The organism is Haloarcula amylovorans, from assembly GCF_004681185.1.
In the GTDB taxonomy this organism is placed as follows: domain Archaea; phylum Halobacteriota; class Halobacteria; order Halobacteriales; family Haloarculaceae; genus Haloarcula; species Haloarcula amylovorans.
The window spans coordinates 285,319-303,029 of sequence record NZ_SRIF01000004.1; the positions used below are offsets into that span (position 1 = coordinate 285,319).

At 57.7% G+C, this 17,711-nt stretch carries 17 protein-coding genes and 4 pseudogenes; 10 read left to right on the forward strand and 11 right to left on the reverse strand.

The annotated features are described in order from the left end of the window. Nucleotides 1-171 precede the first annotated feature (171 nt). The 4 genes and pseudogenes from E4S61_RS25550 to E4S61_RS26235 form a co-directional block, all read right to left on the reverse strand. Nucleotides 172-333 (reverse strand): hypothetical protein, encoded by a 162-nt coding sequence (locus E4S61_RS25550; RefSeq protein ID WP_167768552.1) that lies wholly within the window; start codon nucleotides 331-333, stop codon nucleotides 172-174. Nucleotides 334-386: 53 nt separating this feature from the next. Beyond that, a complete protein-coding gene (locus tag E4S61_RS17295; RefSeq protein WP_135305194.1) occupies nucleotides 387-977 on the reverse strand; it encodes a helix-turn-helix transcriptional regulator in 591 nt (196 codons plus the stop codon). 132 nt (nucleotides 978-1,109) lie between these two features. After that, a pseudogene (locus E4S61_RS17300) lies at nucleotides 1,110-1,616 on the reverse strand (YHS domain-containing protein); the annotation flags it as partial. A 189-nt stretch (nucleotides 1,617-1,805) separates the two neighbouring features. Further along, entirely contained in the window at nucleotides 1,806-2,015 is a 210-nt protein-coding gene (locus tag E4S61_RS26235; RefSeq protein ID WP_245180805.1) for an Lrp/AsnC family transcriptional regulator, read from the reverse strand. Nucleotides 2,016-2,145: 130 nt separating this feature from the next. Here E4S61_RS26235 and E4S61_RS17310 point away from each other — a divergent pair, with 130 nt between their 5' ends. Further along, nucleotides 2,146-2,343 carry a heavy-metal-associated domain-containing protein gene (locus E4S61_RS17310; protein WP_135305195.1) on the forward strand — a complete coding sequence of 66 codons (198 nt, stop codon included), beginning with the start codon at nucleotides 2,146-2,148 and terminating at the stop codon, nucleotides 2,341-2,343. 483 nt (nucleotides 2,344-2,826) lie between these two features. Further along, nucleotides 2,827-4,776 (forward strand): copper-translocating P-type ATPase, encoded by a 1,950-nt coding sequence (locus E4S61_RS17315; protein ID WP_245180814.1) that lies wholly within the window; start codon nucleotides 2,827-2,829, stop codon nucleotides 4,774-4,776. A gap of 398 nt (nucleotides 4,777-5,174) precedes the next feature. Here the strand turns inward: E4S61_RS17315 and E4S61_RS26755 are convergent. Together E4S61_RS26755 and E4S61_RS26760 are read right to left on the reverse strand one after the other, a co-directional pair. Continuing rightward, nucleotides 5,175-5,523: pseudogene (locus E4S61_RS26755) on the reverse strand (type II toxin-antitoxin system PemK/MazF family toxin). Further along, nucleotides 5,523-5,873 (reverse strand): MarR family transcriptional regulator, encoded by a 351-nt coding sequence (locus E4S61_RS26760; RefSeq protein WP_135305197.1) that lies wholly within the window; start codon nucleotides 5,871-5,873, stop codon nucleotides 5,523-5,525. Before E4S61_RS26760 ends, E4S61_RS26755 begins: the two are co-directional and overlap by 1 nt. A gap of 204 nt (nucleotides 5,874-6,077) precedes the next feature. On the opposite strand from E4S61_RS26760, the gene E4S61_RS26765 reads away from it, so the two are divergent. Next, entirely contained in the window at nucleotides 6,078-6,227 is a 150-nt protein-coding gene (locus tag E4S61_RS26765; protein ID WP_135305198.1) for a YHS domain-containing protein, read from the forward strand. A 12-nt stretch (nucleotides 6,228-6,239) separates the two neighbouring features. Here the strand turns inward: E4S61_RS26765 and E4S61_RS17335 are convergent, their stop codons facing one another. Further along, entirely contained in the window at nucleotides 6,240-7,640 is a 1,401-nt protein-coding gene (locus E4S61_RS17335) for an alkaline phosphatase family protein (RefSeq protein WP_135305199.1), read from the reverse strand. Nucleotides 7,641-7,969: 329 nt separating this feature from the next. Here E4S61_RS17335 and E4S61_RS17340 point away from each other — a divergent pair, with 329 nt between their 5' ends. The 4 genes from E4S61_RS17340 to E4S61_RS17355 all read left to right on the forward strand — a co-directional run bounded on the left by E4S61_RS17340 (nucleotide 7,970) and on the right by E4S61_RS17355 (nucleotide 11,513). Further along, nucleotides 7,970-8,770: a TatD family hydrolase gene (locus tag E4S61_RS17340; protein WP_135305200.1), complete on the forward strand. Its 801-nt coding sequence runs from the start codon at nucleotides 7,970-7,972 to the stop codon at nucleotides 8,768-8,770. A gap of 6 nt (nucleotides 8,771-8,776) precedes the next feature. After that, nucleotides 8,777-9,604, forward strand: coding sequence for a sugar phosphate isomerase/epimerase family protein (locus E4S61_RS17345; RefSeq protein ID WP_135305201.1), 828 nt, complete (start codon nucleotides 8,777-8,779; stop codon nucleotides 9,602-9,604). Further along, nucleotides 9,564-10,544: a UbiA family prenyltransferase gene (locus E4S61_RS17350; RefSeq protein WP_394346457.1), complete on the forward strand. Its 981-nt coding sequence runs from the start codon at nucleotides 9,564-9,566 to the stop codon at nucleotides 10,542-10,544. Before E4S61_RS17345 ends, E4S61_RS17350 begins: the two co-directional genes overlap by 41 nt. A gap of 123 nt (nucleotides 10,545-10,667) precedes the next feature. Next, nucleotides 10,668-11,513: a sugar phosphate isomerase/epimerase family protein gene (locus E4S61_RS17355; protein WP_135305203.1), complete on the forward strand. Its 846-nt coding sequence runs from the start codon at nucleotides 10,668-10,670 to the stop codon at nucleotides 11,511-11,513. Nucleotides 11,514-12,226: 713 nt separating this feature from the next. Here E4S61_RS17355 and E4S61_RS17360 read toward each other — a convergent pair. Then, nucleotides 12,227-12,604 (reverse strand): hypothetical protein, encoded by a 378-nt coding sequence (locus tag E4S61_RS17360; RefSeq protein ID WP_209309541.1) that lies wholly within the window; start codon nucleotides 12,602-12,604, stop codon nucleotides 12,227-12,229. A gap of 90 nt (nucleotides 12,605-12,694) precedes the next feature. On the opposite strand from E4S61_RS17360, the pseudogene E4S61_RS17365 reads away from it, so the two are divergent. Beyond that, nucleotides 12,695-12,888, forward strand: a pseudogene (locus E4S61_RS17365) (PLP-dependent transferase); the annotation flags it as partial. 248 nt (nucleotides 12,889-13,136) lie between these two features. Beyond that, on the forward strand, nucleotides 13,137-15,422 hold the full coding sequence (locus tag E4S61_RS17370; protein WP_135305204.1) for a nitric-oxide reductase large subunit: 2,286 nt from the start codon (nucleotides 13,137-13,139) through the stop codon (nucleotides 15,420-15,422). Nucleotides 15,423-15,879: 457 nt separating this feature from the next. On the opposite strand, the gene E4S61_RS17375 is transcribed toward E4S61_RS17370, so the two are convergent. Continuing rightward, entirely contained in the window at nucleotides 15,880-16,077 is a 198-nt protein-coding gene (locus E4S61_RS17375; protein WP_135305205.1) for a hypothetical protein, read from the reverse strand. Between the two features lie 409 nt (nucleotides 16,078-16,486). Then, on the reverse strand, nucleotides 16,487-16,777 hold the full coding sequence (locus tag E4S61_RS25960) for a hypothetical protein (protein ID WP_209309542.1): 291 nt from the start codon (nucleotides 16,775-16,777) through the stop codon (nucleotides 16,487-16,489). Nucleotides 16,778-17,071: 294 nt separating this feature from the next. Between E4S61_RS25960 and E4S61_RS17385 the strand changes: the two are divergent. Continuing rightward, a pseudogene (locus E4S61_RS17385) lies at nucleotides 17,072-17,356 on the forward strand (TFIIB-type zinc ribbon-containing protein); the annotation flags it as partial. Between the two features lie 198 nt (nucleotides 17,357-17,554). Here the strand turns inward: E4S61_RS17385 and E4S61_RS26995 are convergent. After that, entirely contained in the window at nucleotides 17,555-17,707 is a 153-nt protein-coding gene (locus tag E4S61_RS26995; RefSeq protein ID WP_449405165.1) for a DUF7837 family putative zinc-binding protein, read from the reverse strand. Nucleotides 17,708-17,711 lie beyond the last annotated feature (4 nt).

A 17,711-nucleotide genomic window follows, 5' to 3' on the forward strand; every position in this document is an offset into this window, starting at 1 on the left:
ACCGCCATTATTGTCGGCCCGATTGGAATGGAGGCCATCCGCTCCCATACTATAAGTTACGCTGGAATGGTTGATTGCAGTTACTCTTTCAAATCAGAAGTGTGAAGCTTCGAAAGGATATACTCACGAGTCAACCTTTGTGACACCGAGTGAGGGTGACCTGAACCGAGATTATCGAGCGAGGCGACTCTTGAGAGTCGCCAGCAATTCGGGCTGATCCTTCTCCGTCTGTTTCGAGTTGCGTGACTCCGACCCTTCGGGCTCCTCCTCGTCTTCGTCGAGCCTCGCCGCTTCGTAGTCCACAATCATGTGGGCGGCGTGGCGATTGCACATATGAAGGGATACGACGTTCAGCTACAAAACTGTTCGACAGGAGCTAGCAGATACTAGCTCTGAGTCTGTTTCAGGTCGTCACTCGGGTAGATCCGGTACGTTCGCCCTTGACGCTCACGGTACAACAGGCCGCGCTTCTCGAGGGCACTGACCGTCTGACTCACCTTGCTCTTCGAGAAGTCCGAACGGTCTCTGAGCTCAATCTGCGTGATTCCGGGCGAGGAGAGGACTGGTTCGAGGATACGCCGTTCATCATCTGGCAGGAGATCTAACACGCGAGCCTGTGGCTGAGACTCCGGATTGATGGCGCCATTCGATTGGCGAGTTCCTTCTGGCGAATTGGCGCTCTCACGGTCGGTCGGATCCGCCATCTCGCTCTGTGAGCGGTCGCTTGTGTCTGTGCTGGTGACCTCGTCCCGAACCGTGAGATATCCTCCGCCGATGACAGCCGAGACGAGAAGAGTTCCGAGGACGTACCAGAGTGGATTCGTCCCATGAACCGCCCTCATTGACGTACCCATCATCGATCCCATCTCCTCGAAGGCCTGCTGTTGCTGGTACGCTTCCCAGCTGAGCGCACTCCCGACGATCAGGACGGCAGCGACCAAGCCACCGACTAGCATGTCGGCTCGCCGTCGATTCATCTCCCCCACCTTGATCCGTCGGCGTACTTGCTCATGTACGTGTATTTGCGAGACATGATTGTACCAGTTTTGATTGGTCAACGCAATACACGGGGCTGCCTACCCGCGAAATCCGATATCACGATGCAGCGTTCAGTGCTCATGGCCCTGTGAAGCCCCCGTACCTGAAACCTGAGGGTGTTGCTGTGCGAATTCGGCGGGGTGGTTCTCAAATGACCGCTTGCATCGGTTCGAGCAGAAGTAGTACGTCTCGCCGTCGTAGGTGATGCTCGGACCACTGTCGTCGGTCCGCATGCCACAGACCGGATCACGGTACTGACCGGGCGCGCCCAGACCATGCCGGTAGACGTAGAGGAGGAATCCGGAGAGCGCGAACGCGATCACGTTGAGGTAGAACGTGTAGCTGAGTCCGAAGTACGTCTGTTCGCTCGCGGTCTGCCCGCGGGCGAGGTTCGGGACGATATCGAGGGCGTTGAACAGTTCTTCCATGAGAAGGCCCGTGAACGCCATGGTCACGAAGAAGATGCCGAGGATGTACAGCATCACTTTCCAGCCGCAGTACTTCCGGTAGACATTCAGGACGGGGATGAGGTCGGCGTAGACGAACGCGATGACGCCCGTAAAGCTGATTCCCCACCCCACAGCGATCTGCGATTGCTCCGTCTTCGAGGGTGTCGTCAAGCCAGCTCGCAACATCGTTGTCCGGCACTCGCGCATAGACGACCAGATCAGCTTCAGCGGTCGTGAATACGTGTTCGACTGCTCCCTCGTTGAGCAAGACATCTTTGAGTGACGCGACTCCCACTCCATCCGATGTGATGTCCAGCGTCAGCAACACGGGATGCCCTTCCGGAGCTGCGAGCCGTCAACGTCGAGCGTGAACCGGTTGATGATTCCCATCTCCTGCAGTCTCGCCACCCGATCTGAGACGGCCGGTGCCGAGAGACCGACGATGTCCGCGATATCACTGTACGGTCGACGAGCGTTTGACATCAGGAGCTGGAGGATTTCGAGATCGGTTTCGTCGAGGTCGCGCATAGTGAGCCAACGGCAACCAATGACTAACGCACCTCGGTGCCACCTGCTTAGTTTCCAAACTTTGGATTGGTCAATACCCCTCGTTCGAAAGGAAAATCCGCATAAAAAAGGGGAGCGTAGGTATTCGTGTATGTCGACGACCATCACCGTTGAGGGAATGACCTGCGGTCACTGTGAACAGACAGTCGAAGAAGCGCTTCGAGAGGTGAGCGGCGTGACTGACGTGACCGCCGATCGAGAAGCCGAACAGGCGAGCGTCGATGGCGATGCTGACGTCACAGCACTCGTCCGGGCCGTCGAGGACGCTGGATACACCGCCCACGCCTGAGAAACGCTGAAACGTACGTCGACGAACGCCCCACCGTTCTCGTTCGATACCGGCCCTTCCGAAGGCACCGCGCAGTATCAGGGTCTGGACAACATAATGAGGGACGGCACCAAAACCCACGCCATGAGTAACGATCCAGACCACGAGGACTCCGAAAACCGCTCTACAGAGGGTAACCCCTCGCACCAATCCGAAGGACCTGTCTACTGTTGTCGAATTTGCCAGCTAGAAGCAGATGCTGAAGCGCTGGCAACAACCCACACGTCATCCGAGCAGCATTCCCACTCCCCAGAGCACGAAGCACATACTGCGGTGGATGAGGCCACCACGGAATTCGAACCTCCGGACGAACACGCGCATCAAGAGCACGAGACCGAACATACTCACCACGTAGAAGCAGAGCACGACCACGGTGCGCACGATCACGAGGGAGGTCCACATGAGGAGCACGGCGCACATACGGACCACACGGGCCACGAAGGTATGTTCCGCCGGCGGTTCTGGGTGTCCCTCGTCCTCTCGGTGCCCGTCATCTTCTTCAGCGAGTTCATCCAGGATGTCTTCGGCTACACCGCGCCGACGTTCCCAGGTAGTGTCTGGATCACGCCCGCCCTCTCGGTGATCATCTTCGCGTACGGTGGCGTACCGTTCCTCTCAATGGCCTGGACGGAACTCGAGAACCGTGAGCCGGGGATGATGATGCTCATCTCTCTGGCCATCAGCGTCGCGTTCGTCTACTCCATCGCGAGTCTGTTCCTTGAGGGGACGACGCCGTTCTTCTGGGAACTCGTCACACTGATCGACATCATGCTGCTGGGTCACTGGATGGAGATGCGGTCGGTCCGGCAGGCCTCTGGGGCGCTCGACGAACTGGCCAAACTCATGCCCGACACCGCAGAGCGTGTCACCGAGAGCGGGGACACGGAGGAGGTACCCGTCGCCGAACTCGACGAAGGCGACGTCGTTCTCGTTCGTCCGGGTGCGAGTGTACCTGCGGACGGAGAAGTCGTCGAGGGCGAGTCCTCGGTCGACGAATCGATGATCACCGGCGAGTCCCGACCTGTGGACAAAGAACCCGAGTCGGAAGTCGTCGCTGGCACGGTCAACCAAGACGGCAGCCTCCGTGTTCGCATCACGAAGACCGGCGACGAGACGACACTGGCGGGCATCATGCGACTCGTCGATGAGGCCCAGCAGTCCAAATCTCGAACCCAATTGTTCGCCGACCGGGCAGCAGGCTGGCTGTTCTACGTGGCACTCGGCGTCGCAGCGATTACGGCCATCGCGTGGGTCGTCGCGGTCGGATTCAACATCGGTGTCCTGGAACGTGTCGTCACCGTTCTCGTCATCGCGTGTCCACATGCCCTCGGCCTGGCCGTCCCCCTCGTGGTGGCGATCAACACCTCCACGGCTGCCCAGAACGGGATGCTCATCCGCGACCGCATCGCCATGGAGGAGGCCCGGAACCTCGATACGGTGATGTTCGACAAGACCGGGACGCTCACGAAGGGCGAACAGGGCATCGTGGGCGTCGAGACGGCAGGCAACTGGGACGAACAGCGGGCGTTCGAGGTCGCTGCAGGCGTCGAAGGTGATTCCGAGCACATGATCGCTCGCGCCATCCGGGACGCCGCCGAGGACCGAGGCGTCCAGCGAGCCAGTGTCTCGAACTTCGAGAACCTCCGCGGCCTCGGCGTCCGAGCGACCGTCGACGGCGAGACGGTTCACCTGGGTGGCCCCAACCTGATAGAGAAACTCGGCATCGACCGACCCGACGACATCACCGCCTTCGCTGAGGAGGCTGGCTCGAACGCACAGACGGTTATCTACCTGATTCACGGCGAATCTGAGGTCATCGCGGCGTTCGCGCTGGCCGACGTCATCCGGGAAGAAAGCAGACAGGCCATCGAGGCACTGCACGGGATGGGCATCGAGGTGGCGATGCTGACCGGCGACAGCGAAGACGTCGCAAAGGCCGTTTCCGAGGAACTCGGCATCGACCAGTACTTCGCTGAGGTGCTCCCGGAGGAGAAGGACACGACGGTCGAACAGCTCCAGTCCGAGGGGAAGCTGGTCGCGATGGTCGGCGACGGCGTCAACGACGCCCCCGCACTAACCAGAGCTGACGTGGGCATCGCTATCGGCTCCGGGACCGACGTGGCCATCGAGTCGGGCGACATCATCCTCGTCGACAACAATCCCCTGGATGTCGTCCGTCTCATCAAGCTCTCGAAGGCGAGCTACCGGAAAATGCAGGAGAACCTCGTCTGGGCAACTGGCTACAACGTGTTCGCGCTGCCCCTCGCTGCGGGAATCCTCGCACCCATCGGGATTCTGCTGTCGCCGGCCATCGGTGCCGTGTTCATGTCGCTGTCGACGATCATCGTCGCGATCAATGCCCGTCGGCTTCGGGGAGTCGATCTCTCGGCATGACGACGCTAATCGTCGGGGGAGACGGGTCGGTCGGCCACATGAAAGTGGGAGAACTAGTCACTGCGCTTGACGACGCGAGCGCAACGACCATCGTTGGTCACGACGAGACGAAGGTTACCGGCGTCATTCCTAACTCGAGTCTCAGGCTCCGGCGTCGCATTCGATCAGGTGATCAGTGTCGCCAAACGGTGGCCTGAATTCGCGACCGAACGGACGACAGCAGCGGCGTCTTCTTCACGATGGACGATGTGGAGACTGCTTTGACCGCTGAGCTGGGCAAAGAGCTCCACCGCCAGACGATCCAACGTGTCTGGGAGAAGCTACTCAAGAGCCGCATAGTGACCAAGTATTCTCACGGAGAAATCTCTAAATCAAAGGTTGCTGGGAAAACCTGGCTACTATAGTTCTTCGGCAAGAGCAGCGACTGCTTCGTCAACGAGAGTGCTTTCTAGACGCCCTGCCAGAAATCGATGTCCTCGCGGTCGCTCGATTGGACACCCCACGGAACGATCCGACTGTCGTCTGGCGTCCCACCGCGAAGCCAGCTCTCCTCGGGAATGTCGATGAGCCCGTCCATCCAGGATTTCGTTGTGAGCGTCACCACGATATACTGCTCGCCGTGGAACGGACGCCCTTCGTGGTTCGAGAGAATGAGCCACGGCTGAGCGTTTTCGTCGCCTTGAATGGGTCATCGCCGTAGACGACATCTCCTCGCTCGAAAATTGGTGACGCCTCCGCCTCGGTCACTATTCGGTCTCCTCGCTCGGATGTGGCTCGCTGGCGGCGTGTTCGCGCCACGACTTTTTCTCTTCCGCACCGAACTGCTCGTTGAATAGGGTAGTCGCCCGTTCGTAGCCGCTATACCCGTCGAGTCGATCGGTGTCATCGGTAATCGCCCAGTACATCGCTTTGTGTTCGACGAGGTTGCGATCCTTTAATCGCGAGAGTGCGGTGCTGACCGCGCCCTTGTCGACGCCGATCTGAGAGGCGATTTCACGGGCCTTGAACGCCCGGTCCTCGTTGGCAACGAGAAATCCGAGGACGTGATCGGAGACGGAGAGGTCCGCGAGTTCGTCCTCGCTCGTGCTCTCGAATATTTTTCAATCGATAGATATCGTTGATTAAATCTCCGTCGCTCACCGTGAAGAGTGTTAGGACTGAAAATGACGAAAATGCTGAAGGCGATGATACTGAGTGACTTTGCGGCTCCAAGTGTAGCAAGTATAACCAGCTGGATGCGGGAAGAATAGTATCAGTTGACCTACCCTAACTTTCATATACCTATCATTTGTATTTGATTTATGGGTAATACGAACCACGATTGTACGATTTGTGGTAACAATGTTCACAAATGTGAGGAGCTCAGCGTGCAGTATTCGGGTCAGGAATACTATTTTTGTTCCGACGAACACGAAGTAATATTCAACCGAACGCCGGAGAACTTCGTCTAATAGTATTTCATTTTATTGTGATTTGGACGGAGATACCAGCCCAGGAACATCGAAAGTAAGAGTCGAACTGAGGTCGATGCCGAGTAGCTCGAACACTGTCGGCGCGACGGCACGCGCATCGACTGGCTCGGTTACCTTGATCTCGGGCGCAGCAGGGCCGCCAAGTCCGTAGAGTGGGACCGAATCGTCGTCTACTCGCCCATGGGACCCACGTACTTTCGATGGATCCAACGACGCGAGCCCCGTGTCGCCGAAAAACAGTTCGCACGGGTCGTACCCCGGTTTCGCGTGAATATCCATATCAGTTGCATATGTGGGGGCGTTCTCCTGGTCCGTCCACCAGTAGTATTGGAACCACGCAGCTGGTTCTGCGATGAGCACGAGGTCCCCTGCGTTGGGATGATCGAGGTTGTGTTGTTCCTTGCCCTCTGCCTCTAAAACCGACGCAATGCCATCGAGATTTTTCAGTGCCCTTCTGGCAGCAGGTAGTGCATCAGGCTCCACATACACATGGGCGACCTGATGGTCAACCATCGCGAAGGCCTGGGACTGCGGAATGTTGACCTCGTCGCCGTGGTCATCAGTACTATCTACTGAGAGCAAACCAGCGTCTCGTAGCGCGCGATTCGGGAAGACAGGCGTATCGACGCTGTGGAACCCGTACTCGCTAACGATGTTTACTGCAGTCTCGTCCCATCGACTGTCTTCACGGAGGAAGTCGAGAAACTCACCGACCAATCTGTCGACCGTTTCGAGCGCGTCGGTGAACTCCGGGGTTCCAGGACCGTAGCGCTGGCCATCGTAGTCGAGATGGGGTACGTACACCCAGAGTAGGTCCGGATCGTATCGCTCGATTGTCTCGCGAGCAGCCGTCAAAATCCACTCGCTGCCCTGTTCGTTTGCTCCTGGCCCCCAGTAGTGGTGCAATGGAAAGTGGCCATATTCGGCTTCCAGGTCATCGTAGAACCCGTCTGGATTGGTCCAACAGTTCATCTCCAGTAGGTTGTTGTCCTCGTCTTCGATCGGCGAGGGTGTCACTGCGACGTCAGCGGTAGTCCCTATGAGATGTTGAAAGAACAATGCTCCCGTGGTGAACCCAGCCTCACTCGCAGCTTCCCAGAGACGAGTTCTATCGGCTCGATCCCGCTCCCAGAAGGCTACTGTGTCTGTCTCACGGTCATACTCACCGTTTGCGATGTCACCGTGTGTTGCGGGCGATTGTCCAGTTGCCAGTGTGGTTTGGGCCGGGACTGTGACGGCGGGCATAGGGGGTTGAAGGTCGGCAGACAGCCCTCCCTCAAGCAGCGTAGTTATATTCGGTGTGTTGCCGTTCCCGAGATGATCCTGCTGAAGCCCGACGACATCGAGGACGATGACGCGACCAGCTGTGGTCGGGTCGCCGACTGTGGTCATTCGCCCGTCACCAGCCCGGTCGTGTCAATCTCACCATGAGCCATTGCGCGGGCTCCTGTGATTGCGGTGGTTGCCACGTTTCCGCGCGCACCGATCAGCCAGACACCTGTTTCTGTCATCAGTCCTATTCATCGGCTAATACTAGTTTTATTATAGCTTCCCTGAACGGGCGGTATAGCCCGCCTGAACGAATACCGACACCCACGTTTCTCAACCCCAGTGAGTATGCGTATTTCCCGGGGCTCAGGCCGCGTTGCGTTATGTTTCGAAACTCGATAGGATTGGTAGCCGAGTGGTAACAAAGTGGCACCTCGCTGAGATGCCATTCGATGCGTGTAATAGACCCCCATATGCACATGGTGTCGCGGTCGAGTGGCGACTACGAACGCGCTCGACGTGCGGGCATCGAGTGTTGTATCGAACCAGCGTTCTGGAGCGGGACCGACAAGCAGTACGCGGGCTCGTTTTTCGACTACTTCGAACACCTCATCGACTTCGAAACCGAGCGCGCCGAGCGTGCTGCCGGGATGGACCACTACGTTACCATCGGATTGGAGCCGAAGGAGGCTAATTACCCAGAGATGGCCGAGACGGTACTGGACGGGCTCCCCGAGTTCCTCGATCGGGAGAACGTCGTCGGTGTCGGCGAGATTGGACTCGATCAGGGCACCGAGGCCGAAGAATACGCGTTCCGCAGACAGCTCCGGATGGCGGAGGAGCGCCAGCTCCCAGTTATCGTTCACACGCCCCACGAGAACAAGCCTGAAGGGACCGAGCGTCTCGTCGAGATGATCCAGGAGGAAGACGTCACCGAGGAGCGGATCATCCTCGACCACAACACAGAGAATACCATCGACACCTCGCTGCAGACCGACTGCTGGATCGGGTTCACTCTCTACCCCGGTAAGATCGAAGCTGAGAGCGCGATCGACCTGCTCGAGGAGTATGGGACCGACAAAATGCTCTTCAACAGCGCCGCTGACTGGGACCCGTCCGATCCCCTCGCAGTACCGAAAGCCCGCGACAAGATGCTCGACCGTGGATGGGACCGTGAAGAGGTCCAGCGAGTCGTCTTCGACAACCCCTACGAGTTCTTCAACCAATCACCGAACTTCGAGTACGAGCGCTGATCACCCATGCAATTCGCATTCTCAGCCAACGCGTTTCACGAGTACGGTCCCGTCGAGACAGTCGAGATCCTGGCCGATATCGGATACGATGGAGTCGAGCCGTTGTTCGGTGGCTCACATCTCCACCCGGCCAATACCAGTACGGAAGACATCGTTGCTATCACGGAAGCGCTCGAGGATACCGGTCTCGAGATCAGCAACTGTAACGCGTTTATGATCTCAGAGACGGATTTCCAGCACCCGTCGTACATCGAGCCCGACGCCGACTATCGACGGGAACGCATCGAATACACCCGCGAGGCAGTGGAGTTAGCCGACGCGTTGGATGCAGATTCTATCTCCATCCAGCCGGGCGGTCCGATTCCCGACGGACAGTCTCGTGCATGGGGCATGGAGACGTTTGCGGAGAGTATGCGCGACATCGTTCCGATGGCCGAGCAGCGGGGTGTGGATATCCTCGTGGAACCCGAACCGGACCTGCTCATCGAGACGACTGAGCAGTATCTCGATTTCGCAAGCCGTCTCGATTCCGGGGCCGTTGGCTGTAATTTCGACGCTGGCCACCTGTTCTGTGTCGGCGATGATCCGGCTGAGGCGGTCGGACGACTCAGCGACCACACCCCACACTACCACCTCGAGGATATCCCTGCCGACCGCACTCACGAACACACGCAACTCGGTGACGGCGCGATGGATATCGACGGCTTCCTCCAGACAGTCGAGGACTCGGGCTACGATGGGTTCGTCACCGTCGAACTCTACCCGTATCAGGAAACGGCCGCCGAAACCGCACGTGAAGCGTACGCCTACCTCGACGAGCACGGGTGGATCTGACGTGGCACACTCCCAGCGTCGCACACGCGAACTGCGACGGACTGCAGCGGCGTATGCCGCGCTGGTACGTGTGCCCAATCTCTTCACTGCCCCACCCGACGTGATTGCCGGAGCGGCCCTCGCTGTCGCCGTCGGCGGGACGGTCTCGTTGCCGGCTGCAGCGGGCGTGGCTGGCGCGTCGATGCTACTCTATGCCGGCGGGACCACACTCAACGATTACGTTGACGCGCCTGTCGACGCTGCGGAGCGTCCAGAGCGGCCGATTCCCTCCGGACGAATCGCTCGCCCGGCGGCTGGGCTTCTCGGCGTCACATTACTCGGCAGTGGTATCGTCGTCGCCGCCGCCCTCGCTGGCGTGACGGCCGGCATCGGCGCGACCGCAGTCGCGCTCGCCGTGGTTTCGTACGACGGTGTTCTGAAGGGCAGCCCGGCAGGCTTCGTCGCGATGGGCGTCACGCGGGGGCTGAACGTCCTGTTCGGAATGACGGCTACGACTGTGTCACTTATCTCGCTTCCCCTGTGGGTATTCGGAGTCCCACTCGTCGTCGCTGCCTATATTGCGGGCGTGACAGGCATGGCCGCGCAGGAGGCTACCGGCGCGACTCGCCGCTCGGTGGTCATCGCGGGTGTCGGTGCAGGCATCGCGGGGCTGGGCACCATCGCCCTTCATACGATGAGCCCTCTCGCTACGCACTCACTTGCCGCCGGTATTGGAATTATCCTTGCCGGCGGATTCCTCGTCACAGCGGGACAAGCGCTCGGCCGAGCCTACCGAACTCCGTCACCGGAAACTGTCGGACCGGTGGTCGGGACGTGCGTGCTGGCGCTCGTTGTCGTTGACGCGGCAATCGCAAGTATTGCGGGCGTTCGCTGGGCGCTGACGGCGCTCGCGTTTGTCGTTCCTGCTGTCGGACTTTCACAATTGTTCGATGTATCGTAACTACAGTCATACAACCATGCAACTGACACAGTACACAACGCGGTTGAAACCGCTCCGACTCAGATTGTATCGAGCCCAAATCAACATGCCTGAAGCGGTCTGCCGACACGGTGGTGAGTGAGAATGGTCGAGCTGGCTTTTTCGACGAACGCGTACACCGAGTACACACTTCCAGAGGCGGTTCGTCGCATCGCCGACCATGGGTACGATGGGGTCGAACTGTTGGGTGATGATCCACACGCTTACTTCCCAGCATTCGACCACGAGCAAGAGCGGGCACTGCGCGGGGCCCTCGAGGAAACCGGCATTTCGGTGTCGAATATCAATGCCAACACAGCAATGGGGTACTACGATGACGCGCCACCCTCGGCGTTTTTCGAACCGAGCATCATCACTGCTGACGATCAGGACCGGGCGTGGCGAATCGCATACACGAAACGAGCGATAGATCTCGCCGCGGCGGTCGGCTCGCCAGCAGTCTGTCTCGCTACGGGGCGGCCACTACCCGGGAATCCACCTGAACGCGCCCGTGAGCACCTCCGGGACTCGCTCCACGAAATTCTCGATTACGCCGAGCCTCGCGAGGTCGAGGTCGGCATCGAGTTTGAACCCGAACTCCTCGTCGAATGTACCACCGACGTGCTCGAACTCATCGACGAGATCGGGCGCGATTCGCTCGGCGTGAATCTCGATATTGGACATGCGGCAGTCTACGGTGAGGACCTCGCTGAGGCCATCTACCGGAGCGCTGGGCATATCACAGGAGTGCATCTCGAAGATATCGAGGGTGGTCGACGAGGAAAACACTATCATCGAATTCCTGGTGAGGGAGATCTAGACTTCCGAACAGTGTTCGATTCGCTGGACGACATCGGCTACGAGGGGTTCGCGACCCTAGAACTCTATACGTACTCTAATGACCCGGATCATGCTGCAACGCGTGCTTACGAGGTCTTAGCGCAATACTGAATTGTCAGAAAACAGTTTATACGAGGAACAGGCGAATACCACGGCCTTCAGGCCGTGGATACGCGCCGTCGTTCCATGAAACAGATTCCCGTTCAGCAAGCACTCCGAGTTTCCCACACTGACGTTTAAGTGACAGGCTACCGTACCGAAGGGGAGGAATCGGGTGGAACGGAGCGGATCCGTCCCGTCCTTCGGAGGTGGCCTGTCCACCCCATGTAATGGGACAATATCCGAAATGGCAGGCGGTGAACGCACATGCTAGAAGCGTGTATCTGTGCCGACTGCTCGAAGTAGGGCAGACGATACCCCCGACTCTGCTGACGCCTGCTGGCGTTCCGATGGCTAAAACAACACTGGGACACCATATATGGTCAAAGATAGGGGTAACGGCGGCCTGGCACCGCCAGCAGTCCACCACTCCGATGTTGTGGGGCTCCCCGTACCCCAAAGGAGTGGTAGTCCGGTGAGTGGACTGCAAACCTGAAACTCCTACCGCTCGGGATTTCTTCGCGTTCACGCGGAGGAGGATGTCAATTGAGTCGTCCTCGCTAGCCGACCGTTTAGACCTCTTTCTTGTAGTCGAATTTGGCTTCGTAGATGGCTGAGTCGAGGCCGTTGTCAAACCGGGGTTGCATCGTTCAACAACTGTCTTCTATGGCTGATGGTAATCTGGAAGTACCGGAAACAGTCCGATAGTCACCCAGAAGAACACGCTACGTACCGCTCGCCCGTGTCGGTTTCCCCATCGAAACAAGATCCTGGACCGCGTCCTGGTCAACAGGGTAAAACTCCCGGTCGGCCGCACCGATGATACGGCCAAGGGTAAGCCACGGAGTGATTTCCTCACTCCCACACTGGATACACCGCCCGGCGAGTCGTGCCTCGACGCTGGCCCCGTCAATACCGATCTCGGCGAAGCCTTCAGCGAGAAAATCGGTCACGTTACATTCACAGAATTCGGAGTCGGTGAACTGCCAGAGGGAACTGACGCCGAGTTCCCGCGTTCCGTTGACGCTTAACCAAGCACCCCTGTCGACGTGACGAACTGATATCGGCACGCTCGATTCAACGTCCGCCCGGGTACTGTGCATATCGTCGGGTACAACATTGGCCGGTATTGCGTACACAACACCATCGCCCTCCCAGGACACGGAAAATGACTTCTCCGTTCGATGTACGGCGTCTGGGTAGAGTTGCCGACGAACCCGCTACTGCGGCTCTGTGACCTCTCGGCCGTGGCCGACATTGCAGCGTCGGCGACGCAACCTACGTTGTCGACAACACGTTCGCGACGCCGTACTTCCAGCGCCCACTCGCTCACGGAGCCGACATGGTCGTCCACAGCACGACAAAAGATCTCAACGGCCACAGCGATTTGTGACCTCGCGCATAGAGGGATCGTGGAAAGAAGAATAATGACTACCCGCATGATAACGCGGTAGTGCAGAGTCGGCCGTTGGAGCGTACGTCTCCTTAGTAGTGGCCAGCGGAGACGAAGTGGTGACTGACAATTTCGAAGACATTGGTCTCCTCCACCCCATTCACGCGGCAGAGTAGGTCAATGGAAACGTTGGGTAATATGTTCGGGAAGCTGTTTAGCACCTCCGACAGTCACGTTTCGATATGGAGCTCCAACGCAAAACGATCGCGAAGGTCATCGCAGCGGCCTTCATTTTCAACCTGGTGGTGATGGGCGCAGGTGCGTGGTTTGCGTATCAAGAAGCCCCGCCGATTCCGGACCAGATTACAGGTCCGGACGGACAAACCCTAGCTACGGACGAGGATATCAGGGATGGGAAACGAACCTTCCAGCAAAATGGGCTGATGAACCACGGGTCTATTCTCGGGAACGGTGCGTACTATGGTGAGGATTACACCGCTGACACACTCGAATTGAAAACCCAATCTATGCGGTCGTACTACGCTGAAGAGAGATACAGTGACACGTACGACTCGCTCCCGTCCGAGGAACAAGCAGCCGTTGACGACATCGTGCGTGCCGACATGAACAGCGGATACGACGGTGGGAACATCGAGTACTCCCAAGCGGAACTGTACGCCCACCAGCAAGTCCGGGAGGAGTATGTCGATCGGTATCACGAGGGAAGTCACGAACGCGGTGTCCCGAAGGGTATGATCGAAAGCGAAGAGGAGGCACGACAGTTCGCTGACTTCGCCATGTGGACAGCGTGGTTCTCTCACACCGACCGACCGAACAGCGATCACTCCTATACGAATGAGTGGCCGTACGCACCCAATGCCGGCAACGATGCTACTGGTGCAGCGATGACGTGGAGCGTTATCGCAATGATACTACTCGTGGCGGGTGCCGGATTCGGCATCTGGCTGTACAATTCGGTTCGACTCCCCGAGCCGTCGACCGATGGCCTCTCGGTCCCCAAACCCGGTGATGTGAGTATCTTCCCGAGCCAACGGTCCGCGTTACGGTTCGTTCCGGTTGCGGCCGGGCTGTTCTTGGCGCAGGTATTGCTAGGTGGGTTGCTCGCCCACTTCTACATCGAACGGGCCGGCTTTTTCGGCATCGAGGAGATCTTCGGTGTCCATATTCTCCAGATACTCCCCTTCGCGATGGCCAAGACGTGGCATATCGATCTCGGAATCCTCTGGATAGCCGCAACGTGGCTCGGTGCAGGGCTGTTCCTGCCGCCGCTGTTGACGGGCCACGAACCAAAACATCAGTCCACGCTCGTCGACGGACTGCTCGGTGCCATCGTTGTGGTTACCGTCGGTGGGTTGGGTGGCATCTGGCTTGGATCAAACGGCTACTTAGATGGGAACCTGTGGTGGTTACTGGGTAACGAGGGACTGGAGTATCTCGAAGTCGGAAAGGTCTGGCAGGCCGGACTGCTGGCCGGCTTTGGCCTCTGGGCAGTACTCTCTATTCGCGGGCTCAAGCCTCTCTTAGACCGGGAACCACCCTACGGACTTGCGCACATGATTCTGTACGCGGGCGGGTCCATCGCGCTGCTATTTACTGCCGGGTTCTTCTTCACCCCGACGACCAATATCGCAGTAACCGAGTTCTGGCGGTGGTGGGTCGTCCATATGTGGGTCGAAGGCGCCTTCGAGTTCTTCATCGTCGCCATCGTCGGGCTGACGCTTGTCTCAATGAACCTGCTGAGCCGTCGGAGTGCCGAGAAGGCGGTGATGTTGCAGGCGTTGCTGGTGATGAGCACCGGTGTCATCGGTGTCTCCCATCACTATTGGTGGGTTGGGATGCCGGACATGTGGGTACCTATTGGGAGCGTCTTCTCAACACTTGAGCTCATCCCGCTGGTGTTCATCCTCTACGAGGCACTAGGCCAGTATCAAGCAATGAGCGAAAGCGGTGGGTTCCCCTACCGACTGCCGTTCATGTTTATCATCGCCAGCGGCGTCTGGAACTTCGTCGGCGCCGGCGTGCTCGGCTTCTTCATCAATCTCCCGCTTATCAACTACTACGAACACGGGACGTACCTCACGGTCGGCCACGCCCACGCGGCCATGTTCGGCGCCTTCGGCTTCCTTGCACTCGGGATGGTCACCTACATGTTGCAGCTATCTATCGAGCCGGACCGCTGGGACGGCTCGTGGCTTCGTGCAGCCTTCTGGTGTTGGAACGTTGGACTCGCGCTGATGGTGTTCGTCTCCGTGCTTCCGGTCGGATTCCTTCAGTTAGAAGCGATATTCACTGGCAGCTACGCTACTGGGAGGAGCCTCGCCTTCTACAACCAACCGATCATCCAGACGCTCTTCTGGGCTCGACTTCCAGGTGATACGCTGATAATCCTCGGCACAGTAATCTACGCTGCAGACCTCATACGGAAGCGGTTCGTGCTTCGCAAGTCCGAAGATGATCCAGCAGTCGACGACATGGCCGTAGCGGAAGGAGTACTGAGCGACGACTGATTTACTGTCTGTCTCGTGGTGAAGGAGCAGACATCGTTGATCTCTTCCATTCTACTGTGTGAAGCATTGGCGATCATGTTCGGGACGACTGGTTAGACGGTTGCCCATGAAGAGACAGTTATGACAGATTCGCAGAGGTTCGATATGAGGGAGCGACAAAAGCTCGTAAGCGGAACGATAGCGCTCGGTCTCGCTACGATTTGTATATTGGCGCTACCCATGATACAGATGAACAGTATGATTGGCGGAACTATTCTAGGCCTTCTCAGCGTCGCGTTTTTCGTCTATGGGACACTGTCGATCGGCACGTCCGAACAGGGACAAGTGGCTCTGTTGAAATCATATTCTTCAGACATAATATGGAATGAAACAGCCGTTAGGTAGCTACTGCGTATCGGTCACTGGTCGGTCGTCATCTGGCGCGGTAACGGAGTGATAGATACCTAGGTCCTACCCATCAGCGGTTGTTGGAGAGTACGAGGAATAATCCAAGTCCACCTACGAGAAGCGCAACCACCATTATCGGGAGCCCATAGGCCGGTAGTCCCGCATAATTTCCACGAAGCCCTCCGGCCATTTCAAGAAACCCACCGAACAGCATCAGGAGTATCGATAATCGCTGCATTGCAGGTCCTTTCATATTGAATTGAATCATACAGTACGCATACAAATAAGGACGGGTCAGACGCTCTTCCTATCTGGAAGCTCGGTGCAACAGACTTGAAACAAAGAGCAGCGGCTTGCTGAATACAGGCTCTGTATTGACCACAACCGGGCCAGGACTCGTCACCTGCTGAGGATTTCAACAAGGCCGGACAAGTGTAAGGTCTCCTATAGCAAATACTGAGGGGGTGCAAGTATCGAATCCTACGTTAATAGTCAATAACACTATCGAGTGGTGTTCTTACGAGGTCCACTATACCTAAAGCAACCCCGTAATCTGTCCTGTAAACGCTCGGCTCTCCCGAAAAGTGAAGAGAACTCCTACATCTACGACTCAGATCCGGCCCGAGACGACTACGCGTCAGTCCGACGCTTCGTTCTCACTAGTATCTTCACCGCCATCAGCCAGTACCGGCAGCTTCTCCTGCTTGAACCACGTGAACTCCCGTGGGTACTGGTTGGTTGCTCGTAGGGGTGATCTCCCCTCCAGCGATTGCTACAGCTATTTTTTCTGTAGAAGAAGTAACGACAGCGAGTTCGAAATCAATGGAAGTCTGGTAGAGACAAAGATCCTGAACGTGGAAGTATAGGACATTCTCCACCGAAAGTTGCTCCTCGTCGAACTTTGCCGTGAGTATTGGTTGATCAGGGTTGACAGTTGAGCCCGCGACAGTGTCCTCGTGAATCGTCACCGATGAGACCGTCCACAGATGAGCAGCATACGAGTCAAGCAGAGCTTCATAATCCGGGGTCTGAAGAAGCTCGACAAGATGGTCGTGTGGAGATTTTCCGAAACCCTCCCATCGAGGTGTTCATCACACGCTTTTCGGTCTTCTTCGTCCACCACCACGGAAGGTAGCCACTGCTGTATCCGTCGTTTCGATTCGCTCGTGAATTCCTCGGAGACTGTGCTGAAGTCTACGGGAGGGCCCTCAATGAGTGAGGAGCTCGCCGAACTGGCGGCTTCCCGAAACACGGTGAGAACGATGGCAACCAGAGACATCTACGAAACTGGCTTCGACAAAGACGTCCGAACGGAATCGAGCGCGAATCAGTGTCCCGAGTGCGACGGCTGGGTCATGACGAACGCGGCCGAAACGGTCTGCAAGGACTGTGGCCTGATCATCGACGAACAGCGTATCGATCACGGGCCGGAATGGAGGGAATACGACGAGGAGTGTGAACGAACAGGCGCGCCACTCACTGCAGTTCGCCACGATCGCGGCCTATCGACGGAACTCGGTCGCGGCACCGACTCGTCGGGAAATGATAGCCGTCAATAACACTCACTCGACGCGGCCGCCGGAAATAGAGGGTCCCTGTGAATGGGAACAGCAGTACATAGCGCTTGCAGAGACATCGGCTGCATAGAAACGCTCAGAGAGGTTGTATAGGGCCTCGGATAGCCACTCCCAAGTTTACAAAGATAACGCTGTTTAGTCTTTCAAGCCAGCTTATGGCGGGGTAGACTATTCGGGATGCACAACGTCTTCACAGGCCGGACATTCGGCCCAGATACCTGTCGTCCCGTCGTCTTGCTCGTACTCGACTAATAACCACGCTGGAGTGATGTCTTCATCGCAGTCCGGACATCGGCCAAGTATCGACGTATCACGAGTCATGCGG